Source organism: Streptomyces sp. CNT372 (genome assembly GCF_000377145.1).
This window is the reverse complement of the sequence record NZ_KB897776.1, coordinates 39,551-58,155: the sequence shown is the minus strand read 5'-3', so window position 1 is coordinate 58,155 and position 18,605 is coordinate 39,551. Positions and strand designations below refer to the sequence as shown.

15 protein-coding genes are annotated in these 18,605 nt (G+C 73.4%); 14 read left to right on the top strand and 1 reads right to left on the bottom strand.

The genetic code is table 11. The annotated features are described in order from the left end of the window. Positions 1–14: 14 nt before the first annotated feature. The 11 genes from C593_RS0100220 to C593_RS0100170 all read left to right on the top strand — a co-directional run bounded on the left by C593_RS0100220 (position 15) and on the right by C593_RS0100170 (position 12,554). Positions 15–554, top strand: a complete 540-nt coding sequence (locus C593_RS0100220; protein ID WP_018845286.1) for an LOG family protein — start codon at positions 15–17, stop codon at positions 552–554. Positions 555–615: 61 nt separating this feature from the next. Continuing rightward, positions 616–1,305, top strand: coding sequence for an SDR family oxidoreductase (locus C593_RS0100215; RefSeq protein WP_018845285.1), 690 nt, complete (start codon positions 616–618; stop codon positions 1,303–1,305). Positions 1,306–1,516: 211 nt separating this feature from the next. Next, complete coding sequence (locus C593_RS0100210; protein WP_026277214.1) at positions 1,517–2,521, top strand: methionine synthase; 1,005 nt, start codon at positions 1,517–1,519, stop codon at positions 2,519–2,521. Between the two features lie 92 nt (positions 2,522–2,613). Further along, a complete protein-coding gene (gene ligA, locus C593_RS0100205) occupies positions 2,614–4,848 on the top strand; it encodes an NAD-dependent DNA ligase LigA (protein ID WP_037744423.1) in 2,235 nt (744 codons plus the stop codon). 378 nt (positions 4,849–5,226) lie between these two features. Next, entirely contained in the window at positions 5,227–7,344 is a 2,118-nt protein-coding gene (locus C593_RS0100200) for a bifunctional diguanylate cyclase/phosphodiesterase (protein WP_018845282.1), read from the top strand. A gap of 293 nt (positions 7,345–7,637) precedes the next feature. After that, the gene (gene gatC / locus C593_RS0100195) at positions 7,638–7,934 is read left to right on the top strand and encodes an Asp-tRNA(Asn)/Glu-tRNA(Gln) amidotransferase subunit GatC (RefSeq protein ID WP_018845281.1); all 297 of its coding nucleotides are present in this window, start codon (positions 7,638–7,640) and stop codon (positions 7,932–7,934) included. A gap of 5 nt (positions 7,935–7,939) precedes the next feature. Then, on the top strand, positions 7,940–9,433 hold the full coding sequence (gene gatA / locus C593_RS0100190) for an Asp-tRNA(Asn)/Glu-tRNA(Gln) amidotransferase subunit GatA (protein WP_018845280.1): 1,494 nt from the start codon (positions 7,940–7,942) through the stop codon (positions 9,431–9,433). Beyond that, the gene (locus C593_RS0100185; RefSeq protein WP_018845279.1) at positions 9,430–9,672 is read left to right on the top strand and encodes a hypothetical protein; all 243 of its coding nucleotides are present in this window, start codon (positions 9,430–9,432) and stop codon (positions 9,670–9,672) included. Before gatA ends, C593_RS0100185 begins: the two co-directional genes overlap by 4 nt. 16 nt (positions 9,673–9,688) lie before the next feature. Beyond that, positions 9,689–11,197: an Asp-tRNA(Asn)/Glu-tRNA(Gln) amidotransferase subunit GatB gene (gene gatB, locus C593_RS0100180; protein WP_018845278.1), complete on the top strand. Its 1,509-nt coding sequence runs from the start codon at positions 9,689–9,691 to the stop codon at positions 11,195–11,197. 444 nt (positions 11,198–11,641) lie between these two features. Further along, positions 11,642–12,145, top strand: a complete 504-nt coding sequence (locus tag C593_RS0100175) for a hypothetical protein (protein WP_018845277.1) — start codon at positions 11,642–11,644, stop codon at positions 12,143–12,145. Between the two features lie 124 nt (positions 12,146–12,269). Continuing rightward, positions 12,270–12,554 carry a hypothetical protein gene (locus C593_RS0100170; protein ID WP_018845276.1) on the top strand — a complete coding sequence of 95 codons (285 nt, stop codon included), beginning with the start codon at positions 12,270–12,272 and terminating at the stop codon, positions 12,552–12,554. Positions 12,555–12,599: 45 nt separating this feature from the next. Here the strand turns inward: C593_RS0100170 and C593_RS0100165 are convergent, their stop codons facing one another. Next, positions 12,600–13,511 (bottom strand): hypothetical protein, encoded by a 912-nt coding sequence (locus C593_RS0100165; RefSeq protein WP_018845275.1) that lies wholly within the window; start codon positions 13,509–13,511, stop codon positions 12,600–12,602. A gap of 390 nt (positions 13,512–13,901) precedes the next feature. Between C593_RS0100165 and C593_RS0100160 the strand changes: the two genes are divergently transcribed. From C593_RS0100160 to rox, 3 genes are all read left to right on the top strand, one after another. Further along, positions 13,902–16,112, top strand: coding sequence for an MMPL family transporter (locus tag C593_RS0100160; RefSeq protein WP_018845274.1), 2,211 nt, complete (start codon positions 13,902–13,904; stop codon positions 16,110–16,112). A gap of 67 nt (positions 16,113–16,179) precedes the next feature. Next, entirely contained in the window at positions 16,180–16,761 is a 582-nt protein-coding gene (locus C593_RS0100155) for a GNAT family N-acetyltransferase (protein ID WP_018845273.1), read from the top strand. Positions 16,762–16,986: 225 nt separating this feature from the next. After that, a complete protein-coding gene (gene rox, locus C593_RS0100150) occupies positions 16,987–18,453 on the top strand; it encodes a rifampin monooxygenase (protein WP_018845272.1) in 1,467 nt (488 codons plus the stop codon). The last annotated feature ends 152 nt before the right edge of the window (positions 18,454–18,605 follow it).

The window sequence follows — 18,605 nt, the reverse complement described above, 5'->3', positions numbered from 1 at the left end:
TCTACCGTGAGCCCATGAACATCTGCGTCTTCCTCTCCGCCGCCGAACTCGACGAGCGCTACACCACCCCGGCCCGTGAGTTCGCCCGGCTCCTCGGCAAGGGCGGCCACACCCTGGTGTGGGGCGGCTCGGAGAGCGGTCTGATGAAGGTCGTCGCCGACGGGGTGCAGGAGGCCGGCGGGCGGCTCGTCGGTGTCTCCGTGGAGTTCCTGCACACCCTCGCCCGCGAGAACGCCGACGAGATGCACGTCGCGAGGGACCTCGCCGAACGCAAGGCGCTGCTGCTCGCCAAGTCGGACGCCGTCGTGATCATGGTCGGCGGCACCGGGACCCTGGACGAGGCGACGGAGATCCTGGAGCTGAAGAAGCACGGGCACACCGACAAGCCCGTGGTGCTGCTGAACACCGCCGGGTTCTACGACGGACTCAAGCAGCAGTTCCGGCGCATGGAGGAGGAGGGCTTCCTGCCGGTGCCGCTCACCGAGCTGGTCTTCTTCGCGGAGGACGGCGCCGGGGCCCTCGCGTACCTGGAGGAGACCGCCGGCATCCGCTGAGCAGAGGGAGAGACGGGAGCACCGGTCGGGCGGGCCCTGCCCGGAGTGCGACGATGGCCGCATGGCTACCCATCTGATCACCGGCGCGGGCTCCGGCATCGGCGCGGCCGTCGCGCGGCGGCTGCACGACCGCGGGGACGAGCTCGTCCTCGTGGCCCGGGACGCGGGCCGCGCCCGGGAACTCGCGGAAGCATTCCCCGGCGCCGGAACCCTCGTCGCCGACCTCGCCGAGCCGGACCGCGTCTCCTGGGCGCTCGGTCACCAGACCGTCCCCGACCGTATCGACTCGCTGCTGCACGTCGCGGGCGTGGTCGACCTCGGCCGGATCGGCGAGCTGACCACCAAGACCTGGCATCACCAGCTCAAGGTGAACCTGATCGCGCCCGCCGAGCTGACCCGGCTCTTCCTGCCCCAACTGCGGGCCGCCAAGGGGCACGTGGTGTTCGTGAACTCCGGCGCCGGGCTCACCGCGCACGCGGAGTGGGGCGCGTACGCAGCGTCCAAGCACGGCCTCAAGGCGCTCGCGGACTCGCTGCGGAACGAGGAGCACGCGGCGGGCGTCCGGGTCACCTCGGTGTACCCGGGGCGCACCGCGAGCCCGATGCAGGCCAAGGTGCACTCCCAGGAGGGCAAGGAGTACGACCCGGCCCGCTGGATCGATCCGGAGTCGGTCGCGACGGCGATCCTGACCGCGATCGACCTGCCGCGCGACGCGGAGATCAACGACCTGACGGTCCGTCCCGGGAGGTAGGACGGGGAGGCCCCGGCCGTTGACCTGACCCGGGCCCGGGCCCTCGATTAACCCAGGCCACCCCCGGCCCCCGACCAACCCAGGCCGCCCGGGGCCCGGGCCCGCCCCCGACCGCCCCGGACCCGCCCGCCCGTCCAAGGGGCCCGCCCCCGGCCCGCCCCCGCCCCGGCCGGTCGAGCCGCGCTCCGCCCGCCCCGCGTACGCTTCCGGCGTGAGCGACACGAACACCTTTGCCTGGTCACCCGCCACCGGGGTCGGATCCATGCCCGGAGGCGACGCCCGCGAGAGCGCGAAGACCGTCACCGGGTCCTTCGAGGACTTCCCGTACCTGGCCGAGCTGCCCGCCCGCGGCCCCGGCGCCGACATGGTCGGCCGGACCCTCGGGCTGCTGGTCGACCTGTACGCGCACGTCGAGCCCAGCGGCTGGCGGGTCAGCGACCGCCCCGGCCGCGACACCCGCCGCGCGCACTCCTGGCTCGGCGAGGACCTGGACGCGCTGGAGGAGTTCACCCAGGGGTACGAGGGCCCGCTGAAGGTGCAGGCCGTCGGCCCGTGGACGCTCGCCGCCGCGCTGGAGCGGCGCGGCGGGGAGGCCGCCCTCGGCGACCCGGGCGCCTGCCGGGACCTCGCCGCCTCCCTCGCCGAGGGGCTGCGCGCGCACCTCGCCGACGTCCGGCGCCGGGTGCCCGGCGCCCGGATCGTGCTCCAGCTCGACGAGCCCTCGCTCACCGCCGTGCTGCGCGGCCGGGTCCGTACGGCGAGCGGCTACCGCACCCACCGCGCCGTCGACCGGCAGGTCGCCGAGAGCGCGCTGCGGGACCTGGTCGCGGTGCACGACGGCCCGGTCGTGGTGCACTCCTGCGCACCGGACGTGCCCTTCGCGCTGCTGCGGCGGGCCGGGGTCGCGGGAGTGTCGTTCGATTTCGGGCTCCTCACCGAGCGTGAGGAGGAGGCGATCGGGGAGGCCGTCGAGGGCGGCACACGGCTCCTCGCGGGCGTGGTGCCGTCCACGGACACGGCATTGTCCGACCCTGGCGGTAGCGTCATGGGTGTCAGGACGCTGTGGCGCAGGCTGGGGCTGAATCCGGGGACTCTCGCCGAGTCCGTCACCCTCACGCCCTCCTGCGGTCTCGCGGGCGCCTCGCCGGCGTACGCGCGCGCGGCGCTCGTCCACTGCGTCCGGGCCGCGAGATCGCTCGCAGACAACCCAGAGTGACGGGGCACGGGAAACGGGAGGACGACACGGTGGCTGGCGAAGAGCGGGACGAGGCGGGCGGCGCCGGGCAGGGCGGCGCCGGGGACACGGCACTGCATGCCAGGGAGACAGCGCTGCCCGCCGAGGCGCGTGAGCGGCACGCGCGCCTCGCCGAACAGGTCGACGAGCACCGCTTCCGGTACTACGTGAAGGATGCCCCGGTCGTCAGCGACGCCGAGTTCGACCGGCTGCTGCGGGAGCTGGAGGCGCTGGAGGAGGAGTATCCGGCGCTGCGCACCCCGGACTCCCCGACCCAGAAGGTCTCCGGGGACTACGAGACGGAGCTGACCAAGGTCGAGCACCGCGAGCGGATGCTCTCCCTGGACAACGCCTTCGACGACGAGGAACTGGCTGCCTGGGCCGAGCGCGTCGCCCGGGACGTGGGCGCGCCCGGCTACCACTTCCTGTGCGAGCTCAAGGTCGACGGCCTCGCGGTGAACCTCACCTATGAGAAGGGCCGCCTCACCCGCGCCGCCACCCGGGGCGACGGGCGCGTCGGCGAGGACATCACCCCGAACGTGCGCACCATCGCCGAGATCCCGGACCGCCTCAGCGGCGACCGGGTCCCCGACCTGGTGGAGATCCGCGGCGAGGTCTACTTCCCGATGGACCAGTTCCTCGCCCTGAACGAGCGCCGGATCGCGGCCGGCGAGCAGCCCTACGCCAACCCCCGGAACTCGGCCTCCGGTTCGCTGCGCCAGAAGGACCCGCGGGTCACGGCGACCCTGCCGCTGCGCATGGTGGTGCACGGCATCGGCGCCCGCGAGGGTCTGGACATCGACCGGCTGTCCGAGGCGTACGCGCTGCTGCGGGAGTGGGGGCTGCCGACCGCCGAGCGCAGCAAGGTGGTGAGCACCCTGGAGGAGGTCCGCGAGTTCATCGCGTACTTCGGGGAGAACCGCCACGCGGTGGAGCACGAGATCGACGGCGTGGTCGTCAAGCTCGACGAGATCCGGCTCCAGGGCCGGCTGGGCTCCACCGCGCGCGCCCCGCGCTGGGCGATCGCCTGGAAGTACCCGCCGGAGGAGGTCAACACCAAGCTGGTCGACATCCTGGTGGGCGTGGGCCGCACGGGCCGGGTCACGCCGTACGCGCAGGTGGAGCCGGTCACCGTGGCGGGCTCCGAGGTCGAGTTCGCCACTCTGCACAACCAGGAGGTCGTCAAGGCCAAGGGCGTCCTCATCGGCGACACGGTGGTGCTGCGCAAGGCCGGTGACGTCATCCCCGAGATCCTCGGCCCGGTGGTCGATCTGCGTAACGGCAGCGAGCGGGAGTTCGTGATGCCCGCCGAGTGCCCCGAGTGCGGCACCCCCCTGAAGGCCATGAAGGAGGGGGACATCGACCTCCGGTGCCCCAACGCGCGCTCCTGCCCGGCCCAGTTGCGGGAGCGGGTCACGTATCTCGCGGGCCGTGAGGCGCTGGACATCGAGTTCTTCGGCGAGGTCGTCGCAGCTGCGCTCACCGGCCCGCTGGAGCCGTCCGAGCCGCCGCTGAAGGACGAGGGCGACGTCTTCGACCTCACCATGGAGCAGTTGCTGCCCATCAGGGCGTATGTCGTAGACAAGGACAGCGGCCTGCCCAAGCGGGACCCGAAGACGGGCGAGGAGAAGACCGCGATGGTCTTCGCCACCAAGCAGGGCACCCCGAAGGCGAACGCCGTGAAGCTGCTCGCCAACATCGAGGCGGCCAAGAGCAGACCGCTGGCCCGGATCATCAACGGCCTCTCCATCCGGCACGTCGGCCCGGTCGCCGCGCAGGCGCTCGCCCGCGAGTTCCGCTCCATCGAGCGGATCGAGCAGGCGAGCGAGGAGGAGCTGGCGGCCACCGACGGCGTGGGCGCCATCATCGCCGCCTCCCTCAAGCAGTGGTTCGCGGAGGACTGGCACCAGGAGATCCTGCGCAAGTGGCGCGCGGCCGGCGTACGGATGGAGGACGAGGCACCGGCGGGCGAGGAGGGGCCCCGCCCCCTGGAGGGCCACACGGTCGTGGTCACCGGCACGCTGGAGAACCACACCAGAGATGGCGCAAAAGAGGCGCTCCAGAGCCGCGGAGCGAAAGTGGCCGGTTCCGTGTCCAAGAAGACGAGCTTCGTCGTCGTCGGCGACAACCCCGGCTCCAAGTACGACAAGGCGATCCAGCTCAAGGTCCCGGTGCTGGACGAGGCGGGCTTCGCGGTCCTTCTGGAGCAAGGGCCGGAAGCGGCACGTGGGGTGGCCGTGAACCAGGAGCCGGAGGAGGCGCGCGCGGAAGCCTCCGAGCAGCCTGCGGAGGCCGCCGAGGGGGCGTGAGACGGGTCCCCGCGCCCCCGGCACGGCTCGTGCCGGGGGCGCGCGGGGGCGCTCACAGGGGGCGCGTGAGGCCGGAATGCGATGGGTCGTCAGGCCGGGGAACGCCGAGTACAGGTCACCGGTTCGGTGCATATCAGATGAACAAGGGTGGCGGGGTCGCATTCGGGCAAGGACAGTAGAGCGCTGCCCGTTCGAGCGTCCCGCGGCCTAGTGTTGACCTGTGCGCCTGTCGTGCGCGGCCGTGTGGCGTGAATTTTGTTCGTGGTGGCACGACATGGGACGTCGTCACCGGGTGCCGTCCGGTCCGCCGAGCGGCCCGGGGGCGGTCGACCCGGCAGTACCAGGGCATCGGCACCGCCGGCTGTGAGAGGGACGGGAATGGAACCGACCGAGAGCGCCGCCCCGGTCTCGCGGCCGCGTGCACTCGCGGCCCTCGCGGGTGCCGTCCCCGGCCTCACCGCGGCCGTCGTCGCGGCGGCCGGGCTGCTGCTGGCGGCCGGAGCCGTCCTCACCGTCCGCGGCGGCGGGGCCCTGTTCCCCGGCGGCGCGGCCGGACTCTCCCTCGCGCTGCTCACCGGGATCATCGTCGGCCACCTGGTCGCCCTCGGCCGGGACCGCTGGTGGAGCGGCACCGGCTCCGGAGCCGCCCTCGCCCTGGCCACCCTGCTGCTCCACGGCTGGGTGCCCGCCTCGCTCATCAGCCTCTCCGTGGTCGCCCTCGCCGGGGCCGCCGGGCGGGGCAGGCGGCGCCAGGCCCTGCTGCACGGCGCCGTCGACATCCTCGGCATCGGGGCGGCCGCCCTCGTCCTCGCCGCCTTCGGCGTGGTCCCGACCGTCGAGGAGCCGTGGGACCCGCTCGCCTGGAGCGTCGGGGCGGTGCCCGAGGTCGTCCTCGCCGCCACCGCGTATCTCGCCGTGACCCGGCTGCTGCTCTGGTACGTCCTCGCGCCCCAGGCCGGCGGGCTGCCCACCGTCGCCCGCACCGCGCTGCTGCGGCAGGGGCTGTTCGCCCTCGCCCTCGTCGGGATCGCCCCGCTCATCTGCGTGGTCGCCGTCGCCGTCCCGCTGCTGCTGCCGCTGTTCGCCGTCCCGCTGATCGCCCTCGACTCCACCCTGTGGATCGCCCGGGCCCGGGCCGAGGAGCAGCTCAAGGACCCGCTCACCGGGCTCCCGAACCGGCAGTGGCTGCTGGAGCGCACCTGGACCGCCCTGGAGGACGCCGAGGGCAGTGGCGCCCGCTCCGCCCTGGTCCTGATCGACCTGGACCGCTTCCGGTCCGTGAACGACACCCTCGGCCACCTCGCCGGCGACCGGCTGCTGCTCCAGATAGCCGAGCGGCTGCGCCTCGCCCTGCCCCGGGGCGCGGAGGCGGCCCGGCTCGGCGGCGACGAGTTCGCCGTCCTGCTGCCCACGGCCGACTCCACCACCAGCGCCCAGCGCGTCGCCCGCCACCTCGTCGCCGAACTCTCCTCCCCGCTCGACCTGGACGGCCTCACCCTCGTCCTGGAGGCCAGCGCCGGCCTGGCCGTCTTCCCCGACCACGCCCTGGACGCGGAGGGGCTACTCCGCCGGGCCGACGTCGCGATGTACCAGGCCAAGCGGGACCGCACCGGCGTGGAGGTGTACGAGTCCAAGCGGGACAGCAACACCCCCGACCGGCTCGGCCTCCTCGGCGACCTGCGCCGCGCCCTGGACGCGGGCGAGGTCGAACTGCACTACCAGCCCAAGGTCCGCTTCGACGGCCAGGTCTCCGGCCTGGAGGCCCTGGTGCGCTGGGTGCACCCCGAGCGCGGCCGGGTCCCCCCGGACGAGTTCATCGCCATCGCCGAGTCCTCCGGGCTGATGCCCCAACTGACCGAGTACGTCCTGGAGACCGCCCTCGCCCAGGTCGCCCGCTGGCGCGCGCAGGGCCTCTACGTCCCCGTCGCCGTCAACGTCTCCCCCCGGGACGTGCACACCCCCGGCTTCGCGGGTGCCGTCGCCGCCCGGCTGGCCCGGCACGGCGTCCCGCCGGGCGCCCTCCAGCTGGAGATCACCGAGCATGTCCTGCTGGAGGATCCGCAGCGGGCCGCGGACACCCTGGCCGGGCTCGCCGACCACGGCGTGAAGATGTCCCTCGACGACTTCGGCACCGGCTACTCCTCCCTCGTCCACCTGCGCCGGCTGCCGGTCAGCGAGCTGAAGATCGACCGCTCCTTCGTGGCCCGTCTCGCCCGGGACGCGGAGGACGCGGAGATCGTCCGCTGCACCGTGGACCTCGCCCACTCGCTGGGCCTGCTGGTCGTCGCGGAGGGCGTCGAGGACGACGAGACCTGGGAGCGGCTGCGCGATCTGCGCTGCGACGCGGTGCAGGGCTGGCTGGTCGCGGCCGCGATGCCGCCGCAGGAGACCACGGCATGGCTGCTGGCCCGGGGCGAGCGCGGCTGGCACCGGCCGTCCCTCCAGCCGGGGAAGCGCCCGCCGCAGCAGCCGTCCCCGCGCCGGGCGGTCACCTAGCCGGGTCGTGTCCGCGAAGAGGTCGTGTCCGCACAGCCCCGCGAGCCGCCCTCCGGGCGACGGCGCGAGGTTCCGGCCACCCCCCAGGTGCCGTGCCGGCCGCTCCCCAGGAGGTGTCCGGCCCGCCCCGCGCGTGCGCCCCGGGGCGGGCGCCGTGCCCCCGCGCGTGCGACCCGGCCGGGCGCCGCGTCCCGGGGTGGGCCGCCCCCGGGCGGGAAACCGTTTCACGGGCACCCCGGCGCGCCCCATAGGATTGAGCCGAAACCATCGCACTCACCCCTGAGGATCGCTGCATGCCTGGCATCACGCGCGAGGAGGTCGCCCACCTCGCCCGGCTGGCGCGCCTGGAGCTTTCCGGTGAAGAGCTCGACCACTTCGCCGGACAGCTCGACGACATCATCGGCGCGGTCGCCCGCGTCGCCGAGGTCGCCGACCAAGACGTCCCGCCCACCTCCCACCCGCTGCCGCTGACCAACGTCATGCGCGCGGACGAGGTCCGTCCGTCGCTCACCCCCGAGCAGGCGCTCTCCGGCGCCCCTGCCCAGGAGCAGCAGCGTTTCAAGGTGCCGCAGATCCTGGGGGAGGACTGATCACGATGACGGACATCATCAAGCTCACCGCGGCCGAGACGGCCGCGAAGATCGCCGCCGGCGAGCTCACCGCCGCCGAGGTGGCCGAGGCCCATCTGGCCCGCATCGAGGCCGTGGACGAGAAGGTCCACGCCTTCCTGCACGTCGACCGAGACGGCGCCCTCGCGCAGGCCCGCGCCGTCGACGAGAAGCGGGAGCGCGGCGAGAAGCTGGGCCCGCTCGCGGGTGTGCCGCTCGCGCTGAAGGACATCTTCACCACCGAGGGCATGCCGACCACCGTGGGCTCCAAGATCCTCGAAGGCTGGATCCCGCCGTACGACGCGACGCTCACCCGGCGCCTCAAGGCCGCCGACGTCGTCATCCTCGGCAAGACCAACATGGACGAGTTCGCCATGGGGTCCTCCACCGAGAACAGCGCCTACGGCCCCACCGGCAACCCCTGGGACCTGACCCGCATCCCCGGCGGCTCCGGCGGCGGCTCCTCCGCCGCCCTCGCCTCCTTCCAGGCCCCGCTGGCCATCGGCACGGACACCGGCGGCTCCATCCGCCAGCCCGCCGCCGTCACCGCCACCGTCGGCGTGAAGCCCACCTACGGCGCGGTCTCCCGCTACGGCATGGTGGCCTTCTCCTCCTCCCTCGACCAGGGCGGCCCCTGCGCCCGCACGGTCCTCGACGCGGCCCTGCTGCACGAGGTCATCGCCGGGCACGACCCGCTGGACTCCACGTCCATCGACGCCCCCGTCCCGCCGGTCGTCGAGGCCGCGCGCAACGGCAGCGTCGCGGGCATGCGGGTCGGCGTCGTCAAGCAGTTCCGCGGCGAGGGCTACCAGGCCGGCGTCGTGCAGCGCTTCGACGAGTCGGTGGAGCTGCTGAAGGAGCTGGGCGCCGAGATCGTCGAGCTGGACTGCCCGTCCTTCGACCTGGCGCTCGCCGCGTACTACCTGATCGCGCCGTCCGAGTGCTCCTCCAACCTGGCCCGCTTCGACGCCATGCGCTACGGCCTGCGGGTCGGCGACGACGGCACGAAGTCCGCCGAGGAGGTCACCGCCCTGACCCGCGAGGCCGGTTTCGGCCCCGAGGTCAAGCGCCGCATCATGCTCGGCACCTACGCGCTCAGCTCCGGCTACTACGACGCGTACTACGGCTCGGCCCAGAAGGTCCGCACCCTCATCACGCGGGACTTCGAGAAGGCGTTCGATCAGGTCGACGTGATCGTCTCCCCGACGACCCCGACCACCGCCTTCCCGATCGGCGAGCGCGCCGACGACCCGATGGCGATGTACCTCGCCGACCTGTGCACCATTCCGACCAACCTGGCCGGCAACGCGGCGATGTCCCTGCCGTGCGGTCTCGCGCCCGAGGACGGCCTGCCCGTCGGGCTCCAGATCATCGCCCCCGCCATGAAGGACGACCGGCTGTACAAGGTCGGAGCCGCCGTCGAGGCCGCCTTCGTGGAAAAGTGGGGTCATCCGCTGCTTGAGGAGGCTCCGTCGCTATGAGCGCCATGGCAAAGAAGGCCAAGAACTTCAAGAAGTCCAAGACCGGTCTCTACGTCTCGCTGGCCAGCACCGCCTTCGGCGGGTTCACCGTGGCCAAGCAGATCAAGATGGCCCGCCAGGACAACGACTTCCTGCGCCTCGCGGACGCCGCGGTGTCCGCCGCCGCGATCGTCACCGGCCTGGCGATCCTCTACCGCGAGCTGAAGCGGCTCGGCGACGACGACGTCCTGCTGGGCTGAGAGGGAAAGTTTCACCGTGACCGTCACTGAACTGGTGTCGTACGAGGACGCCCTCGCGTCCTACGACCCCGTCATGGGCCTGGAGGTCCATGTCGAGCTCGGCACCAAGACCAAGATGTTCTGCGGATGCTCCACGGAGCTGGGCGCCGAGCCCAACGCGCAGACCTGTCCCACCTGCCTCGGCATGCCCGGCTCCCTCCCGGTCGTCAACGCGGTCGGCGTGGAGTCGGCCGTCAAGATCGGTCTCGCGCTGCACTGCGAGATCGCCGAGTGGTGCCGCTTCGCCCGGAAGAACTACTTCTATCCGGACATGCCGAAGAACTTCCAGACCTCCCAGTACGACGAGCCGATCGCCTTCAACGGTTACCTGGACGTCCAGCTGGAGGACGGCGAGGTCTTCCGTGTGGAGATCGAGCGCGCCCACATGGAGGAGGACACCGGCAAGTCGACCCACGTCGGCGGCGCCACCGGCCGTATCCACGGCGCGTCCCACTCCCTGCTGGACTACAACCGCGCCGGCATCCCGCTCATCGAGATCGTCACCAAGCCCATCACGGGCGCGGGCGAGCGGGCCCCCGAGGTCGCCAAGGCGTACGTGGCCGAGCTGCGCGAGCTGATCCGGGCCCTCGGCGTGTCCGAGGCCCGCATGGAGATGGGCCAGATGCGCTGCGACGTGAACCTGTCGCTGCGCCCCCACGGCACCGAGAAGTTCGGCACCCGCTCCGAGACCAAAAACGTCAACTCGCTGCGCAGCGTCGAGCGGGCGGCCCGGTACGAGATCCAGCGGCACGCCGCGGTCCTCTCCTCGGGCGGCACCATCGTCCAGGAGACCCGCCACTTCCACGAGGACGACGGCTCCACCACCTCCGGCCGGGTCAAGGAGGAGGCGGAGGACTACCGCTACTTCCCCGAGCCCGACCTGGTCCCGGTCGCGCCGTCGCGCGAGTGGGTCGAGGAGCTGCGGGCCCAGCTGCCCGAGCTGCCGCGGGTGCGGCGCAACCGGCTCCGCGAGGAGTGGGGGATCTCGGCACTCGACATGCAGTCGATCCTCAACGCGGGCGCGGTCGACCTGATCGTCGCCACCACCGAGGCGGGCGCGGACGCGGCCGCCGCGCGCAAGTGGTGGATGGGCGAACTGGCCCGCAGCGCCAATGAGTCGGGCGTCTCCCTGGACGAACTGGCGATCACCCCGGCGCAGGTCGCCCGGGTGGCCGCCCTGGTCGCCTCCGGCGAGCTCAACGACAAGCTGGCCCGCCAGGTCATCGAGGGGGTCCTCGCCGGCGAGGGCGACCCGGACCAGGTCGTCGAGAAGCGCGGCCTCAAGGTCGTCTCGGACGAGGGCGCGCTCGGCACCGCCGTGGACGAGGCCATCGCGGGCAACCCGGCCGTCGCGGACAAGATCCGCGGCGGGAAGGTCGCGGCGGCCGGCGCCCTGGTCGGCGCGGTCATGAAGGCCACCCGCGGCCAGGCGGACGCGGCCCGCGTCAAGGAGCTGATCCTCCAGCGCCTCGGCGTCGAGGGCTGACCCCGCCCCGTTCACCGTCCCGAGGGGGCGCCACCGCACGTGGTGTGCGGAGGTGCCCCCTCGGGCGTTCGGGGTGGGGCGCGGTGCGGCGCCAGGGGTGTCCTCCGGGGGGGGGTCTCCTCAGGGTCGTGCCGTTCGCCCCGGTGCCGTGGACCAGGGGAGACAACGCGGACATGACCCAGGGTGGCGGAATCGGCGGCCGCGCGCGGAGGAGCACCTCAGAGGATCACCCAGATCCGGATCGACGGCTTCAAGTCGTTCCGCGGATTTCAGCTGGACGTGCCGCCGGCGCGGTCTGGGGGGGCGGCGGACGGTGAGGACGATCCTGCCGGGGCTGCTCGTCGAGGGCAGCGACGGACCCTACCTGGAGCAGTTGGGGTCCGTCAGCTCGACCGGCTGCTGCTGCAACGGAGCACGCAGACCGTCGACGTCCTGTCCTGCGAGGTGTCCTCGGTCCGCTCCAACGACATGCCGGACCGGGTGCTGGAGGCCGCGGCGGAGCCGGCGAGGGACTGCGACATCGTCTTCGTCCACGGCGACGGGGACGCGCGGGACGCCCGGCTGAAGCTCGTCGCCGAGCTGGACGTGCGCCGGGCAACGGCCCCGCGTGCCGGAAGGGCCGTGCCCCTGGTGCCCGTGCTGATGACGGAGGCGTGGATGCTCGCCGACCGGGCGGATCTGGAACGGGTCGCCGGGACGCTGCCCGGGTACCCGTACACGAGGCCGTCCGCCGTCGAGGGACAGGTACCGCTCAAGGGGAGCAAGGGGAAGCTGAGGCCGAAGCAGGTCTGGAAGGCGCTCCTCGGGGAGGAGTCGCGCGAAGTGCTGCACGACCGGGCCGAGTTGCCGGTGCGGCACACCGATCTTGAGGTGCTCGCCCAGGTGCCCTCCTACCGGCAGTGGTGCGAGGAGACCGAGGCGGCGCTCTCGGCGGCCGGCTTCCTCTAGACCCGGACCCACGCCGGGTCCCCGAACCCTTCCCGGGCCTCCGGGCCCGGCCCGGGCGCTGTTCGCGCGGGTGATCGGGGCGGGTGGGCCGTGACCGATCGGGGGGCGTCGCGTTGCTCACGGCATGACCACAGCACAGCGCCTTCTCGCCGCCGTCGCCCTCGCCGCGGGGGCCACCGCCCTGGCCGCGCCCGTCGCGAGCGCGGCGCCCCTCGGGCCGATCGAGCCGCTCTCGGTGACGGACGAACTCGACGCGCTCGCCGCCGACTCGGTCGGCCCCGAGCACAGCCAGGCCGTCCCGGCCCCCTCGGAGCAGCTCGCCGGGCTCAACCGGCTCGCGGGTGTGCCGCGCGACCTGGACCCGCTGACGGGTCAGCTCGCGCCCGTGACAGGGCTCCTGGGCGCCTGACGCCCCGCCCCGCCCACTGACCCGCTCCCGGACGCCGGGGGCGGGTCAGTGGCGTATGCCCAGGCCCGGCAGGCGCAGCTCCCCGCGGTCCTTGCAGCTCGTGTCCCGGGCGCGCAGCTCCTCCGGGCGGACCGTGCCCCGGGCGCGCAGCTCGTTGACGACCAGACCCGCGAGCGCCGCCGCGTCCGCCCGGTCCGGGGCCGGGTACTCGGTCTGCCACCAGCCCCGGTCGTGGGACTGCCAGCCGCGGGCACGCATGGTGTGGGTGTGCAGGTCGACACCGGGCGCGTCCCGGTCGTCCACCGCCGCGTGCAGTCCGTCCTCGATGCTGTACGACAGGACCAGCTGGCGGCCCCGGTCGGCCGTGCTGGTCAGCGTGAAGCACGCCCAGTCCGCGCCGACCTGCACCGGCAGCTGCTCGACCCAGGAGGCGAGCAGGATCTCCAGGCAGGCCCCGAAGTGGTCGAGGCTCACCGCCGAGCGCGCGGGCGGCTGACCGGGCGGGCGCTCCCCGGGGCCGCCGCGGTCCAACTGCCAGACGCAGGGCAGGGATTCCGGGTCGAAGGGCTCCTCGCCCGAGGGGCCGCTCCAGGCGAACCGGCGGTACTCCTCGCGTTCCAGGGTCGCCGTGTCGTGGACGGAGAGTCCCACGCTCTGCACATCGCCGGAGAGCAGCACCGTACGGCTGCTGTCGCGCCACCGGACGCAGGGGCCGTGCGCCGAGCCGCCGTAGAGGGTCGGCTCGCCCAGCCGGGCCACGATCGCCCCGTACACCTCGCGCAGTGCCTCGCGGCGCTCGGCCGAGGAGGCGCCCGGGGTGTGGACGACCACCGGGAAGGGGACCGGTCCCGGGCACGGGACCGGCCCCGGCGCCTCGTGCAGCGCGCGGGCGAACTCCGCAGCCTCCGCCGGCGTCAGTGCCGTCCGGTGGTTCCCCCAGGTGTCCATGTCCGCCATCGTGCCAGGCCCGCACGGCATCGCGGGTCCTCCCGGCTACCGAGGCCGATTCCCGACGGGCCGGATCGCCGACCCGCAGGCCGTCCGGATCACGTGGCCGGAAGTCGATCGGCCTTCTCGGAGGGCACGGGACCAGGACGCGCGGCGGCCGGGACCAGCACGCGCGTGGCCGGGACCAGCACGCGCGGGGCCGGGACGGGGGCTCGCGGGAAGCGCGACGGGACGGGACGGACGGGGACGGGGCGGGTGGAGGATATCGCCCACCCTTGTGAGTAAGCCCACGAAACGGACAAACGATCACGATCGACTGCGACAGTGGTCTCTGCAGGTCATGAGTTCTTTGCGGGCTGTTCCCGGTCAAAGATCCACGAACCAGTCAGGGAGCAGTCGTTGGCAGCAATCGCCCGGTGGTGCGTCAGGCACCGTCTCGTCGTCGTCCTGCTCTGGCTCCTCGCGCTCGGCGGCACCGCCGCGGGCGCGGTCGTGGCCGGGTCCGCGTACTCCAACGACTACGACGTCCCCGGGACCGAGTCCGGCCGGGCCACCGCCCTCCTCCAGGAGGGCTTTCCCGGCCGCGGCGGCGACAGCGACAACGTCGTGTGGCGCACCGACAGCGGCAGCGTCCGCGACCCGGCCGTCGAGCAGCGGATGACCGCGACGCTCGACAAGGTCGCCCGGCTCGACGGCGTCGCCTACGTCACCAGCCCCTACAGCGGGCAGGGCGCCGGGCAGATCAGCCCCGACAGCCGCACCGCCTACGCCGTGGTCACCTTCGAGCGGCAGGCCGACGAGATCCCCGTGGACCAGGCCACCGCGGTCGTGGAGACCGCCGAGGCCGCCGAGGGGGCCGGGACCGAGGTCGCGGTCGGCGGCACGGTGGTCGCCCTCACCGAGGCGCCCGGCGGGCACCTCGCCGAGATCGTCGGCGTGGCCGTCGCCGCCGTCGTGCTCTTCCTCGCCTTCGGCTCCCTCGCCGCCAGCGTCCTCCCCATCGCCACCGCCCTCGTCTCGGTCGGCACCGCCTACGCGGGGATCGTGCTCCTCGGGCACGTCATGACCGTCGCCGACTTCGCGCCCATGCTGGGCCTCCTCATCGGCCTCGGTGTGGGCATCGACTACGCGCTGTTCATCGTCACCAGACACCGCCAGGGCCTCAAACGCGGGCTCCCGGTCGCCGAGGCCGCCCGGGAGGCCGTCGCCACCACCGGCCGGGCGGTCGTCTTCGCCGGGGCCACCGTCTGCATCGCCCTGCTGGGCATGCTGATCCTGCGTCTCGGCTTCCTCAACGGTGTGGCCGTCGCCGCCTCGCTGACCGTGGTCCTGACCGTCGCCGCGTCCGTCACCCTCCTCCCCGCGCTGCTCTCCTTCATCGGCATGCGCGCCCTCAGCCGCCGCGAGCGCCGCCGGCTCGCCGAGCACGGCCCCGCGCCCGAGCTGCCGACCGGCTTCGCGGCCCGCTGGTCCGCCTTCGTGGAGCGCCACCCCAAGCTGCTGGGCGCCGTCGCCGCGGTCGTCATGGCGGTCCTCGCCCTGCCGACCCTCTCCCTCCACCTCGGCACCTCCGACCAGGGCAACGGGCCCGCCACCGCCACCACCCGGCAGGCGTACGACCTGCTCGCCGAGGGCTTCGGGCCCGGCGTCAACGGGCCGCTCACCGTCGTGGCCACCCTCGACGGCGCGGACGACAAGGTGGCCGTGGACCGCCTCGCGGGCACCCTGCGCGCCACCCCGGGCGTCGCCGACGCCTCACCGGCCGTGTACAACGGCAGCGGCGACACCGCCGTGCTGACCGTCGTCCCGGAGACCTCGCCGCAGAGCAAGGACACCAGCGAGCTGGTCGACCGGCTGCGCGAGGAGATCCTGCCGGCGGCCGAGCAGGGCACCTCGCTCACCACGTACGTCGGCGGGGTGACGGCGAGCTACGACGACTTCGCCACGATCATCGTCGGCAAGCTGCCCCTCTTCGTCGGCGTCGTGATCGCGCTCGGCTGCCTGCTCCTGCTCCTCGCCTTCCGGTCGGTCGGCATCCCGCTGAAGGCAGCGCTGATGAACGTGGCCGCGGTCGCCGCCGCCTTCGGGGTCGTGGTGGCGATCTTCCAGTGGGGCTGGGGGAGCGAGCTGCTGGGTCTCGGGCGGGCCGGGCCCATCGAACCCTTCCTCCCCGTGATCATGGTGTCGGTCCTCTTCGGCCTCTCCATGGACTACCAGGTCTTCCTGGTCAGCCGGATGTACGAGGAGTGGCTGGAGACCGGCGACAACCGCCGTGCGGTCCGGGTGGGCCTCGCCGAGACGAGCCGGGTGATCAACTCCGCGGCCGTGATCATGATTTCGGTCTTCCTCGCCTTCGTGCTGAGCGGGGACCGGGTGGTCGCGATGTTCGGGATCGGGCTGGCGGCGGCCGTCGCCCTCGACGCGTTCGTCCTGCGCACCCTGCTGGTGCCCGCGTTGATGCACATGCTCGGCGGCGCCAACTGGTGGCTGCCCCGCTCGGTGGACCGCTGGCTGCCCCGCATCAGCATCGAGAAGCCCGGGTGCCGGGAGGCGGCCCGTGCGAAGATCCCGGTGCAGCGGAGGCGCGAGGACGAGGAACTCGTCCCCTGACCATGCGGCCGGACGCGGCCGCCGCCCCGCTGCTCGACGACTTGACGACCCGACGGTGAGGAGCAGCGTGTACACGGTCAGCCTGGGCGACGACGGCGCGGAACTGGGCCCCCTGGAGCCCTGGCAGGCCGGGGAGTTCCTGGCCCACATCGAACGCGGCCGGGAGTACATAGGCCACCATGTGGGCCTCCCCGACCTGGTCCAGGACCTCGCCGGGGCCCGCGCCCACCTCCAGCGCTACGCCGACAAGGCGGCCGCCGACACCGGCCGGATGTACGGCATCCGGCTCGACGGCACGCTCGTCGGCGGGGTGCTCTTCCCTGTGATCGACGCCGCGCAGGGCACCTGCGAGGCGGGCTGCTGGCTGGAGCCCGCCGCGACCGGGCGGGGCCTGGTCACCCGGGCCGCGACCGTGATCATCGACTGGGCGGTCGGGACGCGCGGCTTCCACCGCGTCGAGTGGCAGGTCTCCTCCGCGAACGCCCCCAGCATCGCCGTCGCCCGCCGCCTCGGCATGACCCGCGAGGGCGTCCTGCGGCAGAGCTACCTCTACCGCGGCGAGCGGCAGGACATCGAGGTCTGGTCCGTCCTGGCGCCGGAATGGCGGGCGCGGCGGTCGTCCGAGCCCGGGGCGGCGGGGCGGGGGTGAGGGGTGCGTCCCGCGCGGGTTCCCCGCAGCGGCCCCGCCGCCGGACCCGGCAACGGCGTCGGCAGCGGCCCCGGCTCTGGCCCGGGCAACAGAAAGGGCAAGGAGGTCACCGACTCCTTGCCACTCTCAACGTATAGCGCAGTGGGGGGCTTGCCGCAAGGCCCCGGTCGTGCCGCAGAATCGCAGGCCGGACGCGGAGACTGAGCGGATATGCGGTGATGTGTGATGTTCGATGTGATCGTGGTCGGCGCGGGACCGACCGGTCTGATGCTCGCCGCCGAGCTGCGGCTGCACGAGGTGCGCGTGGTCGTGCTGGAGCGGCTGACCGGGCCGAGCGGCCACTCCCGGGGGCGCGGACTGCATGTGCGCAGCGTGGAGCTGATGGACCAGCGCGGTCTGCTGGACCGCTTCCACGCGGTCAGCGAGACGTTCACGGTGGGCGGCCTCTTCGGCGGGATCGTCAAGCCCTGGCCGGACGGGCTGGACACCGCCCACCCCTACGGGCTCGCCACCCCGCAGCCCGTCACCGAACGCCTGCTGGAGGAGCGTGCCCGTGAACTCGGCGCCGAGATCCGGCGGGGGCACGAGGTGGTCGGGCTGAGCCAGGACGAGGAGGGCGTGAGCGTCCAACTGGCCGACGGCACCCGGCTCGGCGCGCGCTACCTCGTCGGCTGCGACGGCGGCCGCAGCACGGTGCGCAAGCTCCTCGGGGTCGGCTTCCCGGGCGAGCCCGCCACCGTGGAGACCCTGCTCGGGGACATGGAGGCGACCGCCGACCCGGAGAAGATCGCCGCCGCCGTCGAAGAAGTCCGCAGGACGCAGCTGCGGTTCGGGATCACCCCCGACACCGACGGGCAGCAAGGGGTCTACCGCATCGTGGTGCCCGCCGACGGGGTCGCCGAGGACCGGGCGACCGGGCCGACCCTCGACGACTTCCGGCGGCAGCTCCGGGCTTACGCCGGCACGGACTTCGGGGTGCACTCGCCGCGCTGGCTCTCCCGTTTCGGGGACGCGACGCGCCAGGCCGAGCGCTACCGGGCCGGCCGGGTGCTGCTGGCCGGCGACGCGGCGCACATCCACCCGCCGACCGGCGGCCAGGGGCTCAACCTCGGTGTCCAGGACGCGGTCAACCTCGGCTGGAAGCTCGCCGCGGAGGTCAACGGCTGGGCGCCGGACGGGCTGCTGGACACCTACCACGCGGAACGGCACCCGGTGGGCGCGGCCGTACTGGACAACACCCGTGCCCAGATCACCCTGTTGGGCACGGAACCCGGCCCGGCGGCGCTGCGGGAGCTGTTCTCGAAGCTGATGGACTTCGAGGAGGTGAACCGGTACGTGACGGGGATGATCACGGCGGTCGGGGTCCGCTACGACCTCGGCGACGGCCCCGCGCTCCTCGGGCGGAGGCTGCGGGACCTGAAGCTGTCCGGGGGGCGGCGGCTCTACGAACTGACCCACGACGGGCGCGGGTTGCTGCTCGACCGGACCGGGGCGCTCTCGGTGGCGGGCTGGGCGGACCGCGTGGACCATGTCGTCGACGACGTGGACGAGCTGGACACGCTGGACCCGGCGGGCGTACCCGCGGTGCTGCTGCGGCCGGACGGGCATGTGGCGTGGGTGGGGGACGAGCAGCGGGACCTGCTCGACGTCCTGCCGAGGTGGTTCGGCGCGGCGGCGGCCCACACCTCCTGAGGCGCCTGGCGGGAATACGGGGCCGGCGCGGGGCGGCCCTAAGGACCGGGCGCTCCCCGGCATGAGGCAGCCGCCCGATGTGCCGCCCCCGCCTCAGGCACGAGAGTCGAGTCCAGCGGCACCCGCCGCGACACGACCGCCGGGCCACGGCC